Here is a 19735-nt window from a genome sequence, read left to right as displayed (position 1 = left end):
TCGGCCCTCGCCGCGCCGCGCCGCGCCCCGATCGTCAGACCTTCAGCACCAGCTTGCCGTGGTTCTCGCCCTTGAAGAGTTTCAACAAGGCGGTCGGGAAGTTCTCCAACCCGCTGACCACGTCCTCGCGCGCCTTCAACTGCCCCTGCGCCATCCAGCCCGCCATCTCGCGGATCGCGTCACCCCAACGCGGCAAGTAGTCGCCGACGACGAGGCCGGTCATGGTGGCGCGGTTCACCAGCAGCGACAGGTAATTGGCCGGCCCGCGGGTGGGCTCGGTGTTGTTGTATTGCGAGATGGCACCGCAGATGACCACCCGGGCACCGCGGGCGAGATGGGACAGGGCGGCGTCCAGGGTCTCGCCGCCGACGTTGTCGAAGAACACGTCGATGCTGTCCGGGCAGTGCTCGCGCAGCGCGGCCTTCAAGTCCTGGGTCTTGTAGTCGATGGCCGCGTCGAAACCCAGTTCGTCGACCAGATAACGGCACTTGTCAGCGCCGCCGGCGATGCCGACCACGCGGCATCCCTTGAGCTTGGCGATCTGGCCCACCACGCCGCCGACCGCGCCGGCCGCGCCGGACACCACCACGGTCTGCCCGGCTTGCGGACGGCCGATGTCGAGCAAACCGAAGTAGGCGGTGACGCCCGGCATGCCGAGCGTGCCGAGGTAGCGCGGCAGCGGTGCCAGGGCCGGATCGACCCGGGTCAGCCCGCTGCCCGCCACCCGCGCGTACTGCTGCACACCCAGCAAGCCCGTCACGTGGTCGCCGGCGGCAAAGCCGGGATGGCGCGAGGCCACCACGCGCCCGATGCCCAGCGCACGCATCACCTCGCCCAGGGCCACCGGCGGGATGTAGGACTTGCCTTCATTCATCCAGCCGCGCATCGCCGGGTCGAGCGAGATGTAGAGGACCTCCACCAGCACCTCACCGTCGGCCGGTGCCTCCACGGACTGGGTGGTGTACTGCCAGTCGCTCGCCTTCGGCGCGCCCACAGGGCGGGCGGCGAGCAGGAAGCGGGCATTGTTTTGAGGGAGTGCGGTGGTCATCGGAGTTTTCGCAGGAGTGACGGGATAGGGGCGCCGTGCGGGAGCACGACGGGCTTCAGTGTGCCGGGCGGCGGCCCTCTTGCTCAGACGCTGGACGGTCGGTAATGTGTTGCTCAACGAGCAACAATACGGGTGACACAGATGGCCGATCCCCAGCGACTCGACCTCTTCGCCAAGGTGGTGGAAGCGGGCAGCATCAGTCGCGCCGCGGTGCGCCACGGTGTCGACAAATCAGTGGTCTCGCGCCAGATCGCGAAGCTGGAAGCCGAGTTGGGCGCTCGCCTGCTGCAACGCACCACACGCCGGCTGTCGCTCACCGAGATCGGCGAGCAGGTGCTGCAAGAGGCCTTGCGCATTCGCGAGGCACTGCTCAACGTCGAACAGATGGCCGACGCCTACCAGCAGGAGGTGCGCGGGCGCTTGCGGGTGGGTTGTTCGATGGCGAGCCGCCGGGTGCTGGTGCCGGTGGTGATCGAGTTCTGCGAGCGGCATCCGCAAGTGCAGATCGCACTGCAATCGGAAGACCGGTTGGTCGACCTGGTGGCCGAGCGCATCGACGTGGCGCTGCGCACCGCCCATCTCGCGGAATCCAGCCTGGTGGCGCGCAAGCTGGTCGACAACCGCCGTGTGGTGGTGGCCGCGCCGTCCTACCTGGCGCGACATGGCGCGCCGCGCACGCCGGACGAACTGCGCGACCATGCTTGCCTGGTCTATTGCAACGCCAGCCGCTGCTACGACCAATGGCGTTTCGACGGGCCCGACGGCCGCATCACGGTGCAGGTGCCCGCCCGCATGCAGATGAACGACGGCGGGGCGTTGGCCGACGCTGCCGTCGCCGGCGGCGGTGTCGTGCTGCTGGACCGCCTGCTGGTGCAGCGTGAACTGCAAAGCGGCGCGCTGCAGCCCTTGTTGACCGACTACTCGCTGCCGGACGGCCCCCCGATCTACGCCGTCTATCCCGCCCGCCACTGGCTGGCGCCGAAGACAACTGCGTTCGTCGACTTCTTGCAGCAGCACCTGAGTTTCGGCTGAGCCAGCGCAGGCAGCGTCGCATGCGCCACTGGCCCGCCGCGTGCGGTGGAAGCGACGCGTGCCTGCGTCCGCGCCAAGCACGCGTCGCAACGTGCTTGCAGGGTGACAACGAACGTAAGAGCGGTTTACAGAATCGAGGATCGCTAGCATTTGCTTGCGATCCTCCTGCCTTAAGCTGGCCGCCCGGCTGAACGCCTGCTCTTCGCTGTCAAGCCGATCAGAACGGTTGGCTCCGGCAGTGCCGCCTCCCCCACCACTCTCTGCCTCTCTCTCCTCCTCTTCTTTCTTCCCTGCACCGACACCCTTATGCCCACCCCACGAGCTGCAGCCCCGCGAGCCTGGCGACGCCAGGCCGAGCGGCTGCTCAAGGACACCTTTCGCCTGACCCGTTTGCGAGAGGCGCAAAAGGGCGTCATCGAGCGCGTGATGACGCAACAGTCCACCTTGGCCATCATGCCCACCGGCGCCGGCAAGTCGCTGTGCTACCAGTTGCCGGCGCTGTTGCTGCCGGGCCGCACGGTGATCGTCTCGCCCTTGATCTCGTTGATGAAGGACCAGTGCGACAAGCTGCGCAAGCGCCGCATCGCGGCGTTCGAACTCCACAGCGCATTGAACGCCGCCGACACCGCGGAGGCCGAGGCGGCCATCGCCGACGGAACCGCACGCTTGGTGTTCACCACCCCCGAGCGGCTCGCGGACCCCGACTTTCGGGCGCTGCTGCAGCACCATGTGGTCTCGCTGCTGGTGGTCGACGAGGCTCACTGCGTTTCGCAATGGGGCCATGACTTCCGGCCCGCCTTCCTGGAGATCGCCAGCGGCTGGCGCATGATGGGCCGGCCGACCTTGCTCGCGCTGACGGCCACGGCGACGCCCGACGTGGCCGAAGACATCGTGGCCCAACTCAAGGTGCCCGGTGTCGAGGTGCTCAATGCCGGTGCCTGGCGGCCCAACCTGCACTTCAGCGTCGAGCAGTTCACCGGCGAAGACGCGCGCCATCAGCGCCTGCTCGCCCTGGTGGCGGCGACCGAAGGCCCGGGCATCGTCTACACCTCCACGGTGAAGGCGGTCGACGCCGTTTATGAGGCCCTGAAGTCGGCCGGCGTCTCGGTGGCGCGGTACCACGGCCGCCTCGGGTCGCGTGAGCGCCATGAGCAACAAGACCTCTTCATGAACCGCAAGGCGCGGGTGATGGTGGCAACCAACGCCTTCGGCCTGGGCATCGACAAGCGCGACACGCGTTTTGTCGTGCACTACCAGATGCCGGGCGGCCTGGATGCCTACTACCAGGAAGCGGGGCGGGCGGGCCGTGACGGCCGCAGCGCCCGCTGCATCCTCCTGTACGGCCACCGTGACAAGTCGGTGCAGCAGTTCCTGATGGCCGGCCGCTACCCCGGCGACGAGGAGGTGGGCCAGGCCTGGGACGCCTTGCTGAGCGAGCCGCCACCGCGCACGCTCGCCGAGTTGCAAGAGCGCAGCGGCATGCCGCGCAACAAGCTGCAGGTCACGTTGAAGCTGCTGCGCGACGTCGGCGCGGTGTCGCAGAACCGCAAGCAAGAATTGAAGGTCCGGCTCGACCGGCTCGACCCGAGCCACATCGCCGAGATGGTCGGCGCGTACCGAGAGAAGACCGAACGCGACCGCGAGATGCTCGAGCGTATGGTGTTCTACGCCCGCACCGGCTACTGCCGCTGGAAGGTGCTGCTGGAGCATTTCGAGGAGGAACCGCCGTTCGAGCAGGGCTGCCAGCAGTGCGACAACTGTTTGCGCAACCAGGCCCACGCCGAGGCCGAACAGGCCCGCCAGCACCAAGGCGAGGCGGGCACGTCCACACCCGCGTCGAAGATTGCCATCCACGAGTCGCCCCGCTCTGCGTTCCGCCCGGGCGATGTCGTGCGGGTGCCGCGCTACGGCGATGGGGAGGTGGTCACGGCCGATGCGCACAGCGTGCGCATCACCTTTCCCGACGGCCGGACGCGGAGCTTCGTGGCGGACTACGTGGAAGCGGTGGTGGCCTGAGGATCAGCGGCCGGTCGCCGACAACGGCGGCCGGCGATCGGCTTCAGCCGCTGGCCCGTTGCCGCTGCAGCGCACGCCGCGCCACCAGCCCGGCCATGCCCACGAGGGACAAGACCAGGGTGTCGGGTTCGGGAATCACCTGCGCGTTCAACACTTCCAACTCGCCGGAATAGATCTCCCTGGTCGGCGGCCCGCCGCCGATGCGCGAGTTCTGGACATAGAGGCGACCGCCGATCGCGGTGCCGAGCCGTCGCTGCAACAAGCTCAACAACTCGTCTTCCGTCAGCTGCGGTGTGTCGTTGGCCGGGGTCAGGAACGTCAGTTCGGCGCGCGACGAGACGTCGTAGAACCACTCGTGGGGGGTCACAGGCTGCTCGAACCCATGGTCGAAAAGGGTGATCGTCCTTCCAGCGTTGCACCCATCGGCAGCGCTGCATTGTGTAAATGCCTGCCGGTCCACACTTCCCCAGGGCAAGACCCAGGTGGGCGCAACAACTGCCCGCGAGGCCAGTCCGCGCCCCGGTGCAGCTCTCGCCAGTCCTCTCCATGGCGTTTCTAAACCAATGAAACGGCGTTTCAAATTTCACATCGACCAATGCATCACCGAGTCAACGCTTCCTAAAGTGAATGGGCCGCGCTCAACCGGCGCGCGCAAGGCACTCGACACACAACACAAAGGAGAAGCGATTGATGAATGCTGTACGTATCCTGTCAACGGCAGCGACAGTGCCGGCCATGGCGGAGGACTCTGACAAGCAGCGGTTGAGGGACGAGCACAACACCCGCTCTGCGACCCGAGACGGTGTCTCGCGCGCGCTCATGGCGGCAGCGTTGGTGGTTTCGGGCGCCCTGTTTGCAACCACAGGCGCGCAGGCGCAGGAGCAGGTCCAGGCAGAGGTCGAGACGCAGGTGCTGCCGGGCGAAAGCCCAGAACTGCTGGCGGCGGCGGTCTCCAAGGTCGACGGGCCGATCAAACGGTCGGAGGTGATGAGCCGGGCCATGTACTGGGTCAACAAGGACGTGCCCTACAGCATGTACAAGACCTACCGCGACCCGCAGGGCAGGCGGTACCGGACCGACTGCTCGGGGTTCGTGGCGATGGCCTTCCATCTGTCCTGGAGCCCGAACACGGTCAGCCTGCCGACCTACGTCAAGCGCATCAGCTGGAGCAGTCTGCGCAAGGGAGACATCGTCGGCACGCTGGGCAGCGGAACCGGTGGCGCCAATGGGCACGTGGTCATCTTCAACGGTTGGGCGAACAAGGCTCACACCAAGTTCCACACGCTGGAGCAAAGGGGCGGCGTCGGTGCGACCAAACATGTCCGCGCCGTCAACTACAGGGTCGGCTCCCATGTGGCGAAGCCCTATCGGTACAAGAAGGTCAAGTGATGCTTGTTGCCTGAGCTGATCGGGTCCAGGGTCGGTGCGGCGGCGTCGCACCGACCCTCCATTTTCATTGGAGCGAGGAGGACAACGTGGGCATCCTCTACCACCACACATCGTCGAAAAGTGGGCAGACCGTGGCAGTGGCGACGGTCCTCAGCTTTTGCGCTGGCGTCACACTGGGATGGTTCATGGCGAGTGGCGACACCGCCGCAGGGCCGGCGCCCGCGAGCGGGCAAACACATGCGGCGGCTGCTGCGCCGTCGACAGCGAGCACGGCTCTCGGGACCGGCAGCCGGCTCGCCGCAGGGGTGCAGACGGCACCGGTTGCGACGCCGCGCGAGGTGAGCTCGCCTTCGCATACCGCGCTTCCTCCTTCCACACCGGAAGGATGGCAAGCGCTTCAGGCCATGAACCCGGACGAGCTGACGAGGCGCGTGCAAGGCGACGCGAAGTTTGCGGCGGCGATGGCCGAGCAGATCATGCGCGGCGGCAAGGCCGACCCGGAGCTGCGGCAGTTTCTGGCGATGACGCTGGCGCAAGCACAGCCCGCGCTGCTGGAGCGGTCTGCCGAGGTGCTGCTGCGCAACGCCGACGTTCACGCCCGACAGCAGGCGTTCGATCTGTTGTCGTCACTGCCTGATCCGCCCAAGGCTGTGGCGGCTGCAGCACGCCAAGCGCTGTTGACCGAGGGGAACCCGCAGGCCCTGGCCAACGCGCTCGAAGCATTGCGGGCCTCGGGAGGCCTGGCCTCGATGCGCACCGATGAAGCGATGGTGCAGCAGTTGCGGCAATACGCAAGCAGCACCGACCCCCAGCTTCGTCGCGAAAGTGTCGCGGCCTTGATTCAAGCCGACCGCACCGGCGCGGTAGAGCCGGTTCTGCGCCAGGCCTTGGCGGACACGGACCCTTCGGTGCAAGTGGCGGCGATCGGGGCTGCGATCGACGCCGGTATTCGGTCGCCCGAAACCAAGTCGCAGTTGCTTGGACTTTGCTTCGATCCACAGGCCGATCCGCAAGTCCGCGCCGAGGCCATGAGCGCATTGCAATCCTTCCGCCTGACCAGCGACGAAGCCATCCGCCTGGCGCCGCTGGAGCAGCAGTTGGCCGCAGCGGCGCCATAGTGCACCGCTTGCCTCACGGCACCGGCTCGCGAGGGGCACGCACCGGTGCCGCGGCGTTCCCCGCGCGCATGAAGGCCTCATAGAAAAACAGGAGCAGCACGGCCGCGGCAAAAATCGCCGCTCCGATCACCTCGAGCCGATAGGCGTCGGCGAGCACGCCTGCCAAAGCCGTGAGCGTGGCACCCCCCAATGCGGCTGATGCCACCTGGAAGCCTATGGCACTGGTGGCATGCTCGTGGCCCACCCGCTGCGGGGTCAGGCTGATCAGCGAGGCGAATATCGGCGCGAAGAAGAATCCGACCATCATCAGGCCAGCGACACCGAGCAGGAGGGTGGGATTGAGCCAGAAGAGGAGGGCGCCGACGATGCTGCCGATGATGCACAGCCGCAAGGTCTTCACGAGTGGGACACGGTTCGCGACAAAGCCGAAGATGATCCGTCCCACCATCAAGCTTCCCCAATACAGGCTCACGATGAACCCGGCCGTCGTTTCTGACACGCCGCGGCCGAGCGTTAGCAAGGAATAGCTCCACTGGGCCGCTGCCAACTCGATGCCGCTGTAGAAGAAGAACATCAGCATTCCCAGCCACACCACCGGGCGTCGCAAGGTGTGCAGGGTGGGCGCGGCCGAAGGCAGAGGTGCCGGGTTGTCACTGGTCTCTGGCACGTCGACCCAGCGATGACGGGTCAGGAAGAACGTCGCCGCCAGTGCCATTTGAGCCGTTCCGACGATCAGATAGCTCAACCGCCACACCCGATCCGCGTCGAGCACTGCGGTCACGATAAGAGGCCCGATGGTGGTGCCCAGGCCGAAAAAGGCATGGAGCCAGTTGAGCGTCCGCGGACTGAAGTGTCTGGCGCCGTATGAATTGAGGCCGGCGTCGATCGCACCGCCGCCAAGACCGGCCACAAAGCCGAGCGCGATCATCAGCCACCAGGAGGGCGTGAAGGCGAAACCTAGGAGTGCGACGGCCGCACCAAAAGTCGAAAGGGCCAGCACTGCGCCGATAGGGAACACACGCAGCACCATGCCGCTGCAAAAGCTGGCGGTGAGATAGCCGGCTGTGGTGGCCGCGACGAGCAAGCCGAGGCTGTCGAGCGCAAGCGCAAAGGCGGCGTGTATGGAGGGCCACGAAACACCCAGCAGGCCATCCGGCAACCCCAGGCTCGTGAAAGCAACAAAAGCAAGGGCTGCGAGTAAGGCGCGCTGGGACATTTGCGAACGGCTCCCGGGCAGGGCAGAAGTTTCAATCGGAGCGCTGTTCGCCGCCTGGTGTGTGGCCTACAGCGTCTGGTCGTAGCGGATGAACCCGTTGTACTTCGCCACCTGGTCGTACAGCTTGCGGGCCGTCTCGTTGTGCTCTTGCGTGAGCCAGTAGTAACGGGCCGCGCCGTGCCGGCGGGCCTCATCGGCCACGGCCTCGATCAACATCCGCGCGACCCCTTGCCCGCGAGCCTCGGGGGAGGTGAAGAGATCCTGCAGATAGCAAACGCGGGGCGACCAGGTGCTGCCGTGGAACAGATAGTGCGCGAGGCCGACGAGCTGCCCGTCGAGGACCGCCCCCAGACCGAAGACGTCGCGCTGCTGCAGCAGCCGCTGCCAGGCCGCTTCGTACTCCTCGTCGGACGTCGGCGTCCGGTAGAAGTCTTTGTAGCCTCGCGCCAGACGCTCCCAGGCGTCTCGGTGGTCCGGTTGAAGTGGGACGATGTGCGGCGGCATATTGGGCTTCATCCTGTGCGGTGCGGCGCATCAGTGTACGGGTCAGGCCGACCCGAGCGCCGCCGTCGTGCAGGGTCGACTTCCAAAGCCGCCCGTGATGCTTGCATTCTCCTGCCGCCTGGATTGGCGGAGATGTCGCCGCTTGAATTCGACGACCGCGTTAGCCCGGAACCCCGGGCCGCGCTCAGGCCGATGGCCATTCCCGCCAGTGGAGAGAAGGGCCGTGTCACGCATTCAGATCTTGCCGTCGTTGAAGAACGCTCTCCTGACGCGGTGCAGGATCAGCAACATCATGGCGCCGGCGATGAGCAGCAGGTTGGTGCTGGGCTCGGGAACCGGCGCCGCTGGCCAGTCCAGCGTCGGGGCACCGGACGGCGAGGGGAATGCCACCCCATTGATGAAAAACGGCGGCACCTCGTCATGGGGGCCGGACAGTCCTACCTCAAATGCATCGAATGCCACATCGCTCACGATGCCGAAGAAGCCGGTCTCGCCGTTGAGCCTGACGGCATCGAAGAACTCGCCGAAGAATGAGATGCCGATGCTGGCGCCTGTGGTGTTGCCGTAGATCCCGAGCGCTAGAGAGGTCGTAGTGGGGTGGACATCGCCAGACGGTAGGAGGGCGCCAGTGACCGCTCTCGCCTGCGTCCCTTGCGCCGGGGATGCGATGGCGTTGTCGAACCACGTGACCGTTGGGCTGGATTGCCAGCAGTTGGGGCCGGGCTTGGCACAGCTTTCAAACGTCATCTCGCTGCTGAAGCGGTCGCCGGGGACCTGGATGCCCGGCGTCGGTCCTCCCTCAAAAGTGATGAGCTGATGCAGTCCGCCAACTGCAGCAAGATACGTCTGGACGTCGCGGTAGACCGTGATGGCGGCATCCGCCGGCCCAGTCAACAGCAACAGCGCAAGGGGCCAGCATTGAACGAATGGCGTCCTTTTCATGTCTCGCTCCGAACAACATCGGGTGTGCAGACTATGCCCAAGCCGGCATGCCTGCCCCCCGCGCTTGCGGGGGCTCGACTGCCTCCAAGGCCGAGCGTAACCTCACCCACTCGCAAGTTGTGCATCCCGCCGCGGCTCCTGTTGGCGGCGCTGGCTGGAGTCGCCTTCACCCATCGGGCTTCCGATGTGTCGATGCTCCGGCGAATAGCGCAACAGAAGCGATGTTCGACGTCGATGTCCCGCCGTTGTGCGGTAACAGAAAGACGGCGTGAAGGACTGCGGCGACGCTCAACGCGTCGGTCATCGTCCTGAGCTACCTGACCATGTTGCTTCCTTTCGCCGGAGCGTGTCCTAAGCAAATCCGGCCCCAGGGGTCTCCGTTTGGAGGCCCAACACCCTGCACGAGGGCCTATCAAGGAGAGAAACGTGATGCACATGACACCTGATGCCGCAAGATCATCTGGCCCATCCTGGACCCGCTCCGCGGGGCCAGCCTTACACGCGCTGCTGACGGGACGAGGCATGGCTGGCCTCTCCCTCGCGATGCTGTCCGCCGTTGCCGGCACCGCCACGGCCGACACCCTGTTCGGATCAAGCATCTACCGGGAGCCGGCGGATGAATCGTGGCCCAACGCCATCGGGCGACATGAGGCGCTGTTCGGGCCTTTGCCTGTGCTGAGGCTGTTCTCCGCAGGCGCGCCGCAGCCGTGGACCCATGCATCGCTGAACCACGGCCGTGCCGTTGTGGTGTCGTTCAAGCTGCATCCGCCTGATGTGCTCAGGGGCCTCCACGACGCGCCGATGCGAAGCTGGTTCGCAGCAGCGCCACGCGATCGAAAGGTCTGGTGGGTCTATTGGCACGAACCCGAGGACAACATCCAGGCAGGGGAGTTCACGGCAGCGGATTACCGGGCCGCTTTCCAGCGTCTCGACCGACTCGCCGATGAAGCAAACAACCCGATGCTGCGCACCACGCAGGTGTTGATGGACTGGACACTGGATGCTGCGTCCGGTCGTAACTGGCGTGACTACTATCCGGGCGCAGGTGTCATCGACGTACAGGCGTGGGATCAATACAACTATGTCGCTGCCTCCAACTGCACCTACCAGTCGATGGAGGCACACGAGGCCAAGCGACCCGCCTACCGCATCACGCAGGCGGAAGGCAACGAATACGCGATCGCGGAGATCGGCTCGAAGGAATGCATCCAGGGCCGTCCCGACTGGCTGACCGGTCTGGGACACTGGGCGCGAAACCGGGCCGTGTTCGTCACCTATTTTCATTCGACGGTCGGCGGCGACTACCGATTGAACGACGCGGCCAGCCGGGAGGCGTGGCGTTCCGTCACCACGGGATCGCTGTTCTCAGGACCTCCGGTGCTCACCGCGCAAGCTGCCAGCAGTGTGGGACGGACGTCGTCCACCTTGCACTGCGACGTCGACGCCCGCGGGAGCAGCGCCCAATTCTGGTTTGTGTCGTGGCGCCCCAATCCCGGCGGGGCGCTGGAATGGCAAGCCCACCCCAAGGTGACCGTGACGGGCGGGCTCTCTCACCGAACGCTCACCCTGAACGGCCTCACGCCGAACGCCACTTACCGCTTCAACTGCAAAGCGCAGCAGGAGTCGGCGGAACAGCCGGTGACCAGCGAGTATCGAGAGTTCCGAACACTTCCCTGAGCGACACCCTGCCGTGGCATTGAGACAGGCCCTCCTGTGGCGGGGAGGGTGGCCGCCCGACGACAAGACCGCGGGTGGCGAGCCGCGGCCATCCTTCATTCGACGGTCGGGGGCGACTACCGATTGAACGACGCGACCAGCCGGGAGGCCTGGCGTTCCGTCACCACGGGCACGCTGTTCTCAGGACCTCCGGTGCTCACGGCGCAAGCTGCAATCAGCGTGGGACGGACGTCGTCCACCTTGCACTGCGACCTCGACGCCCGCGGGAGCAGCGCCCAATTCTGGTTTGTGTCGTAGCGCCCAAATCCCGGCGGGGCGCTGGAGTGGTGAGCCCACCTCGAGGTGACCGTGACGGGCGGGCTCTCTCACCGAACGCTCACCCTGAACGGCCTCACGCCGAACGCCACTTACAGCTTCAACTGCAAAGCGCAGCAGGAGTCGGCGGAACAGCCGGTGACCGGCTAGTGTCCTGTCTCAGAAATACGTGGCATTTCGATTCGCCCAGATGGTGATGATCGCGGGTGCGCCGGTCGGGGTCGATACCGGGTGGCATTTGTGTTAATGCACCGGCAGTACGTGAATCCGTCCACCCTGGTGTTGTTCTTCTTTCTGGCCGTTGCGTTGGCGCTGGCTCGGCTTCGGTCCGGCGCGCTGACGCTGCCCATCGTGATGCACATGGAGGCCACGACCGTTGCGCTGCTCATCAACGAGCTGACGCGAAGCAGTAGTGCCGGGTAGGTGGGCTGAGGCTCGGAAAGCGTCAGAATCCAGCAGGCGCGCGACGTGAACACACCGCAGGTTTTTCCGTCTATGCTTCGCTGCATGAAACGCGTCCTTGTGCATCACGCTCGCTTGGCTGTTGCTGCCCTTGTGTTCTTTGCTGGCTGCAGCGGTTCGGATGGCGACGACAGCCGCTCGTTCTTGGAGCGGATGCTGGCGCAGCAATTCGTCTCGGAGGCGAGCCACCTCGTCACGCTGCAGACGTACCGTACGGAAGACCCGCAAAGCGAGCAGCGGGTGGTTGACAATCTGGCGAGCGCGCGCAGCTACCTGATGGGGCTTGCCGAGGAGTTCAATCGGGGGCAGAGAACCCTAAAGCTCGAGCCGTTCGAGTGGCGCCGGGCGGGCCCGTCCCAGACCCAATGGGTGTTCGGGTTCCGTCTCGGCAGCGGGCCGAAGAAGGTCGCGATCCTGACGCACCTGGACACGGTGCCGCCCGGCAATGCAGATTGGCGGCCTTTCGAGCCGCGTGTCGAGACTCGCGACTACCGCGGCGCGCCCCAGCCCTTCCTGGTGGGCCTAGGGGCGGTGGATGACAAGGGCCCAGGCGTCCTTGGGTTCATCGTGATGCGGGCGCTGGCGAACCTCTACGACGGAACCGACGCACTCGACGGGCTGACGATCGAACTGATCTTCGACACCTCCGAGGAGACCGACTTCTCGACCGCGTACTACTTCGAGGAGGTCGGCGTGCCCGATTTCGGCATTGTCTTCGACGCGGCGTGGACGGTCCGCGCCGAGAAGGGGATCGAGCGGCCGATCTTCACCGTCCCGCTCGGCGCGGCGCCGAGCAACGGCATCTTCATCGAGGCCTTCAACAGCGCCCCCGGGGCCACCAATCAGATTCCGGATACGGTGACCGCGCGCATCAACGGCGACGATGAGGTCGCGCTCGACCACCTGGCGGCCAACGTCGCAGATCTCTACCAGCAATACGGCTTCGATGATCCGCAGTATCGGCGAGCGCCGCTCGAGGTTACACGCGACGCAAAGGCAGTGGTCCTGACCACCAAGGTCATCGGCGCCCAACACGGGTCGGTGCCGGAGGAGAACCGCGCGAAGGGGGCGAATCCGGTCGTCTCGCTTGCGAACTTTCTCGCTCACCTGGTGGACGACGGGACGCTCGCGCCGAACGGCGTCGGGCGGATGCTGCAGTTCATGGCCTGGGGTTGGGGCACGACTGTCTTCGGCGAGAAGCATCCCGACCTGCTCGAACGCCACGATCAGGTCTTCGAGCAAGGCAACGGCACAACCTACGCGCTGACGCGCGTCACGACCAGCCCGCAAGATGCGACCCTCAAGATCGACATCCGCTATGCCCTCGGCCATCACGGCGTGGCGTGGGACGGCAAGACCGAGGGGCAGTTGCCGGGCACCAGCATCTTTCCCGATGTCTTCGGGCAACTGGTGAGCCGCTTTCAGCAGGACCGGCCGGGTCAGGCCGTCACGGTGACGACTGTGAACGCTGGTTCACCCGACGTGCGCGACCCGCAGAGCCCGCGGTTCCAACGGATCAGCGCCGCATATGAGCGGGTGGTCGGCACGCCGATGCCGTTGGCAGCCATCGGCGGGGGCACGGACGCGAAAGGGCAGGTCAATCTCGTGGCGGCCGGCTCGCTCTTCACCCTAGGGTTCGGGCCACCGATCAATTTCCACGGCCTGGGCGAGGGCGCGCCGATCGAAGACCTGAAGCTCAGCGCGCGCATCCTGTACCAAATCATGCTGGACGAGATTGCAAACAAGACCGCGAGATAGCTGATGCCTTCCAGGTCCGCCCAGTGGTCCTTCCACATCAGCCCGTCTACCGGCTGCGCTGCACCACAGGAATGCTCAGCCGCCCGCTGGGCGAGCGCGAAGCTGCGATCCGGCGTTCGAACTTCCGCCGGGGCTCGATACGAAGTGCACCCAGCGTAGTCACTGTTGAGTGCACTCCGCGGGTCTGAAGCAAAGTATGACTGTCGCGTTCGTTGGAGTGAACCACTTGGAAAGCAATGGAAGGCCCTCCTGTGGCGGGGAGGGTGGCCCCGGACGAGAAGATCCGGGTGGCGAGCCGCGGCCATCCCTGCTTACGGTCCCGTCGCCAGCTGCACCGGGCCGTCGTGTCGACGGCTCGCAAGCGCCTATCGCACGGACCTCGTGTTGCCTGCCGAGCGCCGTTCCTTGGGATGCAACCGGCGTGTGGTCGCGGTACCAGCGCGTTCGCGGGGCGTAGACTTGTTGGTGGCGTGCTTGACCGTCACCGCACGTTCGGGCGCACACCCCATCGAACCGAAGGTGGCCAGCAGGTCTTTCTTCAAGGCCCGCAGCTGCCGAATGTGCGCGTCGATCTCGGCCACCTTGCACATCAGATACTTTTCGAGGTCCGCCCGCACCACCTGGCCGGCGTCGAGCTTGGGAAGGATCCAGCGGATCTCCGAGAGCGAAAAACCAAGCGCTTGGGCGCCTCGCACGAAACGCACCCGCTCCGCGTGCACCTCGCCGTAGACACGATAGCCATTGGCAGCGCGGGCAGGCCGCTCCAGCAGGCCTTCCTTCTCGTAGTAGCGCAGCGTGTCGGTGCTGACGCCAGTCAGTTGTGCCAGGGCGCCGATGTTCATGGCAGTGGGCTCGTTTCGCAGGGCGAGCGTTGAAGTGACTTGACCTTCGAGCTTACTCCAAGCTTTAGCCTTCGGGTTCGCCGTCAGTCCGACTTCAACTCACAGGTGTTCATCGCCATGTTCCAACAGCTCGCAGCCATCGTGCTTGTCGTCACCGCTTTGGTCGCTCACGCGCAACCGCCCACCCCCGCGCCAGCGGCACCGGGAACCCTGCCTCCCACGTTGTCGGAGGTTGCCAACGACGTACGTTTTGCCATCGTCAAAACCTCTCAGCTGCAAACGCGTGAGCGCATGCTGTTCTCCGGCGGTCGCTTCAGCGAGAAGGTGGACATCGTCTTCTCGGCCGTCCTGGTCCAGCACGGGCAGACGTCGTTGCTGTTCGACACCGGCCTGGGCAGCCAGGTGGCCGAGCAGTACGCGGCCGACATGCCGTGGTGGAACCGCCCGTTCTTTCGCTACGACAATCCTGTCACGCCGGTGCGCCGACAGCTGGAGCAGGCGGGCATCCCGCCGGTCCAGCGTATCGTGGTCAGCCATGCTCATTGGGACCATCTGAGCGGCTTGGCCGATTTTCCGGAGGCCGAGGTGTGGCTGTCGAGTGAAGAGCACCACTTCCTCGGCGAGGCCGGGTCGTCCGCCGGCAGCCCCTGGCCCTCTCAGGTGGCGCATGGCGTGCGCTGGAAAGACATCGAGTTCCAGCACGGCCCGCATGAAGGCTTCGAGCGCAGCCAGGATCTGTTCGGCGACGGGCGCGTCGTGCTGGTGCCGCTGTACGGCCACACGCCGGGGTCGGTCGGCCTGTTCGTCACGGTCACGTCGGGCACGCGCTACTTCTTCGTCGGCGACGTGGTGTGGAACGTGCGCGCGCTGCAGGAGGGCCGGCCGAAGAACTGGGCCGCACGTCGGATCGTCGATCACGACGTGGCCCTCACGCAGGCCGCCATCGAGAAGATCCGTGCCGTGATGCAACGCGACCCCAAGCTGGTGGTGGTGCCGGCTCACGACGGCCCGGTGCAAAGCGGGCTGGGGTATTTCCCGCACTGGGTGAGATAGGCCAGCGTAGATCGGCCGACGCCGGAGAGCCTGCGCTTGTTGTTCATGACAAGCGTCCCACATCGACGGCAGGTCCTATCGCGCGGCCTCGCCATGCCTCGACCGAGCGCGCCGGCCCTCTGCAGATGACGTTGTTCGCCGGCAGCCACAGGTTTTCCCTTCCCGCAAACCGGTGCCTTGCTGGCTTTCAATCGCCGGTGCGGCTCCTATTCTTCCTGTCACCACCTCAGCTGGTGGTTCCTTGGCCTGTCCACCGTCATCGGTCGCAGCTCTCGACCACCGGCCCTCACAAGGCTCACATGGCAGACCTCAACAAACGCGACCACCCCGTCGTTCCGGCCGACAGACCTAGTCCGCATGCGAGGCGCCTTCTGGTGTGGCGACCACGGGGCGGCACCAAGCGCAGGGTGGTGTCGCTCTTCATGTTATGTGCGGTGTATGGCGCCGGTTCGATGCACGGTGCTGCGTGGGGCGCGCCGGTCACCGCCTCTGCCTCGTGGAGCGCACCTCGCTTCACGGTGGTCGACCTGAACATGAACGACGGCATTGCGGCTGGGTACAGCATGAGCAGCGAGAGCCTGGACGAAGCTTGGTCGGTGACGGCGATCACGCTGGGCGACGACCCCGATGCCTACATGCAGTTCGATCCTGCGCACCATTCGGAAAAGCGCGCGGAGGGCTTCCTGAAGACGGTCACCAACTCCTTGTCCGACACACACAAGGGCGGGACGGCGGTTGTCGATGCCACGCTCGGCATTCAGAGCAGCAGCTATCTCACGGCCCCCGGTGTCGTCTACAGCGAGGCGTTCACCTCACACAACAGCAGGGAAGGCGCGCCTTTCGGCATGTTCGGTGTGGTGATCAACCCGAACACAGAACTGATCGTGTCGTCTGTCGGCACCATTCGCATCAGCGATGTCGGCCTGCTCGCAGACGTGGAAACCTACGCCGAGGGCAGGCTGACCCTGCGAGGCGAACTGACGGGCGACCCTTTTCAGGCGACCCAACTGCACGTGGTGACCTCCGAGGACAGCTTCATCGACACGGTGGAGCGATCTGGGCTGGTGGAGCTGTCGCTGCGTAACGACACCGGCGTCGCCGTCAACGGATCGATCCACTTCCACAGCGGCACCGAGGTGGGGGCCGATCCGTCGCCTTTCGTGCCTCCGCCTGTTCCCGAGCCGTCGTCCTGGCTGCTCCTCGCGCTCGGCATCGGTGGCCTCGCATGGTTGCGCCAGCGGCGGCCGCGGTAGCGCCGCTCGCGATGGCTGGCTCACGCACAACTCGTGACATAGAGCGTCTGAGAAGGCCTTGATACCGCAGGACAGCTTGCACTGGCAGTGTGCGGCCGGCAAGCCGCATGGGTCCGGCATGGCATGAGAACTAGGGGCTGCGAGGCGACCGCAGCCCCTGTTGCTCTGCCTGGGGGCCTTTTCGCGGCAACGCTCAACCGCCGACGTTCGTGCGCTTCACGTCGTTGCCGCCGCGTGCCGTCGCGGTGCGACCCGGCTCGGGGAACACGCTGGCTTCACCGCTGAACACCGGCAACGGGCCTGCAGCACGAGACTCGGCCAGCTCCGCTTTCACCTCAGCGCGGGTCTTGCCCGCAGTGGAGGCCTGGGCCTTGTCGTTGTCGCCGCCGCGAGCGGTGGCCGTGCGGGCAGCGTCCGAGAACTCGCTGGCCTCGCCGCTGAACACCGCCAGCTGTTCACCTCGGGCACGAGCTTGGGCCAGCTCGGCCTTCACTTCGGCACGGGTCTTGACCGACGGCAGCTCAAGGGTCCAGGTCTGGTCGAAGTCATTGGCTTCGCCTGCAAAGGCGCCGGCGGCGGCAAAGGTGGTCATCAGGGCGACGATCAGGTTCTTCTGGACATTCATGGTGCTCTCCGTTCTTCAATCAGGTGACAGGTCCGGGTCGGGCGGGGTATGCCGTCTGGCCCACCGCTGAGTCGCATGCGTGATTCGTTTTGCGCTCATCGATGGGATGAACTGTAGAGATGCCCAGATTGAAGATAAACGGCCGGCGCCTCAATGAATCATTGCCAAAACCAAGCAGAAAGAGGCTCAAGCGTGCGCCGGAGCGTGGCTGGCGCCGCTGGTGGCGCTTCACATCGAAAGTAATCGAAGGTGAACAGATCGGTGCAGATCGACACCTCGGGCCCGCCATCTCTCGCCGCGGCACCTCTCGCCGCGGCACCTCTCGCCGGTGCCGGAGTGCGGATCAAGGCGAGGCCTGGTTCAAGGCCTCAAAGTAGGGCTCTGACTGGTAGGCGTTGCCGCCGATCCGGGCGTGCTCGTTGCCCGTCGCGCTGACCAGCGCCTGCGCATCTTCCGAATCGAGTCGGCCGGCGCGCAACTCGTCGACGCTCAAGCCCTTCGCGTTGGGCATGTGGCCTTCGACGCCGGTGCGGAAGGCTCCCCACATGAAGGCCATGTCGGTCGACGACATGGGGTCATTGGCGCCGCCCGTTCTCAAATGGTCGATGGCGGTCAGCACGATGGCCGCTTCCTCCGTCGAAGAGGGAAGGTCGGCAGCCGACTTCCGCTGTGGGTTCGCCTCCATATAGCGTTTGGCCTCCGCTGCCTGGGGCAGCCCGTGATCCTCCAGGTACCGCACGGCCCATTCCAGCGTGTCGGTGTGTACGCTGTTGACACCAGGCCCCACCCTGAGGGCCACGCCGTGTCTCCACAAACCGTCCTGCACCACATCCTCGGGGCCATGGTCGAAGTCCATCTCGGCGGCGACAACGCCGCCGAGCAGTGGGGCTGGCAGGTCGTACCGCTTGGCGATGTCCGAGATCATGGCCGCGTTGTCGGGGTGACGTACCGTCAGCATCGCATCGTAGGGGTCGTAGATCCGGGTGTCTTTGAATGGGTACTGCGGCGCTCGGCTCAGGGTTTCGTGTCGCTGATCGATCGCCTGGTTGACCTGGTCGGCCTCCAACAGCGTGTGCATCGGGACCTCGCTTTGGCTGGCACGGGTCGGCTTGAACTGCCACAGGTCGAGGTCGGACGCACTCATCGTCTTGGTCAGGCTGTCCAGCGCCTCACTCGCCACGGCCTGGTCTTCACCATCCGCCGCGAGCGACTGGTAGAACAACTTTCCGCTGCTGTCGGACCCGAGCGCCCGCGCGTAGTTGCGCAGCCACTCGATGTCGCCCCGGTGCTCCTTGAGCGTTTGAAGGAACAGCTGGGGGTCGTGCTCCCACAGGGGATCGGACAGCGTATCGAGTGCATCCTGCTGCGCTGGCGTCCGGTCTCCGGTCTCATGGCCCGGTATGGCCGGCTTGCGGCTGATGAACGTCTGGCTGCCCGCGAACGCCTCGGTGTCCCGGACCGCCGCATTGACATCTTGCTGGCCGATGATGTCGTCCGGGTGAGGCAGCCGCTCGGCACGGCCCTCTGGCGAACCGGCGGCAAGGTCCAGTCGCCCCAGTTCTTCCGGATGGCTGAGCAGGTAGCGCGCAGCCGCCACTTGCTCCGCGCTGAAGTGTTTGTACTGGCCGTTCTGCCCATCGCCGGCCACCGCCTTCAAATCGTCCAAGCTGACACGGTTGTCGGGGCCCGAGAAAAGCTGGCCGAGCAATGAGTTCCCATGAACTGTTTCGTGCGCGGTGTCGAATGCCCCGAAGCCGGCCTGCAGCGTCTTCAGATGTTGCAGTGACTCCGGGGGGCGCGGGGCCGCAGGCGTGCGAACGGCTGGGCCTGCAAACGCATCGGGGCGACCCTGAAGCAAGTACGAGAGGGGTAGGGCGGAGCCGAGTTGAACGGGCATGGGGCCTCCAGGACAAGGCGCATGGCGAAGCTGCCACAAAACTCAACTTAGTCGGCCTGCGCGCTGGCGCCACTACGCAGAAGCATAGGACTGGGACCCACGGGACCCACGCCGACGGTGTATCGCCATCCGGCGATTTGCTTTGCTGACATGAGCCCCGAGAAGGAGGAGGTGCCGCGAGGCGGACAGGCGGACGGGCGGGCGCCGACCTACAGCAAACGATTGCGTTATCTCGCAGGTATCGCGGACTTCGATGTTGGCGGGCTGATTTTTCTCTCCGGCCGGTTCTCGATTCTGTTCTGACAGCGTTCCGACGCCGGCACCGCGGTTCCTTGTCGAAAACCAAATCGATATTTGATCTACGACAACACATGGCGCAGCCCAAACACTTATTGGGCGAAACGGAACATACGAAATTGACGTGAGCGCCGGCTCCGCTCGCGCAAATCCCATTCGAGAAATATTCTGCGTGTGAGTACGCACCCTCTGGGATTCTGCTCCCGAGCCCCCCCGACCAAGGGGGCCGTCACGGCCGGTCCGACCCCGGTTTCCGCCGAGAATCCAATTAGTAACGCTTTGAAAGCGTGC

At 65.5% G+C, this 19735-nt stretch carries 18 protein-coding genes; 10 read left to right on the top strand and 8 right to left on the bottom strand.

Features of this window, described 5'->3' with window-relative positions:
• Positions 1–34 precede the first annotated feature (34 nt).
• Positions 35–1048: an NADP-dependent oxidoreductase gene (locus AAW51_RS17140; RefSeq protein WP_047195571.1), complete on the bottom strand. Its 1014-nt coding sequence runs from the start codon at positions 1046–1048 to the stop codon at positions 35–37.
• Between the two features lie 141 nt (positions 1049–1189).
• On the opposite strand from AAW51_RS17140, the gene AAW51_RS17135 reads away from it, so the two are divergent.
• Positions 1190–2080 carry a LysR family transcriptional regulator gene (locus AAW51_RS17135; protein WP_047195570.1) on the top strand — a complete coding sequence of 297 codons (891 nt, stop codon included), beginning with the start codon at positions 1190–1192 and terminating at the stop codon, positions 2078–2080.
• 306 nt (positions 2081–2386) lie between these two features.
• A complete protein-coding gene (locus tag AAW51_RS17130) occupies positions 2387–4096 on the top strand; it encodes a RecQ family ATP-dependent DNA helicase (protein WP_047195569.1) in 1710 nt (569 codons plus the stop codon).
• A 43-nt stretch (positions 4097–4139) separates the two neighbouring features.
• Here the strand turns inward: AAW51_RS17130 and AAW51_RS17125 are convergent, their stop codons facing one another.
• Positions 4140–4463, bottom strand: coding sequence for a PEP-CTERM domain protein (locus AAW51_RS17125; RefSeq protein ID WP_047195568.1), 324 nt, complete (start codon positions 4461–4463; stop codon positions 4140–4142).
• Positions 4464–4786: 323 nt separating this feature from the next.
• On the opposite strand from AAW51_RS17125, the gene AAW51_RS28285 reads away from it, so the two are divergent.
• Both AAW51_RS28285 and AAW51_RS17115 read left to right on the top strand, forming a co-directional pair.
• Positions 4787–5485, top strand: a complete 699-nt coding sequence (locus tag AAW51_RS28285; RefSeq protein WP_157359939.1) for an NlpC/P60 family protein — start codon at positions 4787–4789, stop codon at positions 5483–5485.
• Between the two features lie 404 nt (positions 5486–5889).
• Complete coding sequence (locus AAW51_RS17115) at positions 5890–6603, top strand: HEAT repeat domain-containing protein (protein WP_047195567.1); 714 nt, start codon at positions 5890–5892, stop codon at positions 6601–6603.
• 13 nt (positions 6604–6616) lie between these two features.
• On the opposite strand, the gene AAW51_RS17110 is transcribed toward AAW51_RS17115, so the two are convergent.
• The 3 genes from AAW51_RS17110 to AAW51_RS17100 form a co-directional block, all read right to left on the bottom strand.
• On the bottom strand, positions 6617–7819 hold the full coding sequence (locus tag AAW51_RS17110) for an MFS transporter (RefSeq protein WP_053013667.1): 1203 nt from the start codon (positions 7817–7819) through the stop codon (positions 6617–6619).
• A gap of 66 nt (positions 7820–7885) precedes the next feature.
• A complete protein-coding gene (locus AAW51_RS17105; protein ID WP_047195565.1) occupies positions 7886–8323 on the bottom strand; it encodes a GNAT family N-acetyltransferase in 438 nt (145 codons plus the stop codon).
• 234 nt (positions 8324–8557) lie between these two features.
• Positions 8558–9265 (bottom strand): PEP-CTERM sorting domain-containing protein, encoded by a 708-nt coding sequence (locus AAW51_RS17100; RefSeq protein ID WP_047195564.1) that lies wholly within the window; start codon positions 9263–9265, stop codon positions 8558–8560.
• A 522-nt stretch (positions 9266–9787) separates the two neighbouring features.
• Here AAW51_RS17100 and AAW51_RS17095 point away from each other — a divergent pair.
• From AAW51_RS17095 to AAW51_RS17090, 3 genes are all read left to right on the top strand, one after another.
• On the top strand, positions 9788–10942 hold the full coding sequence (locus AAW51_RS17095; RefSeq protein WP_157359938.1) for a hypothetical protein: 1155 nt from the start codon (positions 9788–9790) through the stop codon (positions 10940–10942).
• 576 nt (positions 10943–11518) lie between these two features.
• On the top strand, positions 11519–11680 hold the full coding sequence (locus AAW51_RS30030) for a hypothetical protein (RefSeq protein ID WP_157359937.1): 162 nt from the start codon (positions 11519–11521) through the stop codon (positions 11678–11680).
• 84 nt (positions 11681–11764) lie between these two features.
• The gene (locus AAW51_RS17090) at positions 11765–13477 is read left to right on the top strand and encodes a M20/M25/M40 family metallo-hydrolase (protein ID WP_083438712.1); all 1713 of its coding nucleotides are present in this window, start codon (positions 11765–11767) and stop codon (positions 13475–13477) included.
• A 365-nt stretch (positions 13478–13842) separates the two neighbouring features.
• Here the strand turns inward: AAW51_RS17090 and AAW51_RS17085 are convergent, their stop codons facing one another.
• Positions 13843–14319 carry a heavy metal-responsive transcriptional regulator gene (locus AAW51_RS17085; RefSeq protein ID WP_053013666.1) on the bottom strand — a complete coding sequence of 159 codons (477 nt, stop codon included), beginning with the start codon at positions 14317–14319 and terminating at the stop codon, positions 13843–13845.
• 117 nt (positions 14320–14436) lie between these two features.
• Here AAW51_RS17085 and AAW51_RS17080 point away from each other — a divergent pair, with 117 nt between their 5' ends.
• Both AAW51_RS17080 and AAW51_RS17075 read left to right on the top strand, forming a co-directional pair.
• Positions 14437–15372: an MBL fold metallo-hydrolase gene (locus AAW51_RS17080; RefSeq protein WP_157359935.1), complete on the top strand. Its 936-nt coding sequence runs from the start codon at positions 14437–14439 to the stop codon at positions 15370–15372.
• 299 nt (positions 15373–15671) lie between these two features.
• Positions 15672–16625, top strand: coding sequence for a PEP-CTERM sorting domain-containing protein (locus tag AAW51_RS17075; RefSeq protein WP_169788045.1), 954 nt, complete (start codon positions 15672–15674; stop codon positions 16623–16625).
• A 193-nt stretch (positions 16626–16818) separates the two neighbouring features.
• Here the strand turns inward: AAW51_RS17075 and AAW51_RS17070 are convergent, their stop codons facing one another.
• Positions 16819–17250: a DUF4148 domain-containing protein gene (locus tag AAW51_RS17070; RefSeq protein ID WP_053013665.1), complete on the bottom strand. Its 432-nt coding sequence runs from the start codon at positions 17248–17250 to the stop codon at positions 16819–16821.
• A gap of 343 nt (positions 17251–17593) precedes the next feature.
• Positions 17594–19147, bottom strand: a complete 1554-nt coding sequence (locus tag AAW51_RS17065) for a hypothetical protein (RefSeq protein WP_157359934.1) — start codon at positions 19145–19147, stop codon at positions 17594–17596.
• Positions 19148–19297: 150 nt separating this feature from the next.
• On the opposite strand from AAW51_RS17065, the gene AAW51_RS30025 reads away from it, so the two are divergent.
• A complete protein-coding gene (locus AAW51_RS30025) occupies positions 19298–19450 on the top strand; it encodes a hypothetical protein (RefSeq protein ID WP_157359933.1) in 153 nt (50 codons plus the stop codon).
• Positions 19451–19735: the final 285 nt, after the last annotated feature.

Source organism: Caldimonas brevitalea (assembly GCF_001017435.1).
Taxonomy (GTDB): Bacteria; Pseudomonadota; Gammaproteobacteria; order Burkholderiales; family Burkholderiaceae_C; genus Caldimonas; species Caldimonas brevitalea.
Note: the sequence above shows the minus strand (reverse complement) of the source record. Positions and strands in the feature narration are given on the sequence as shown.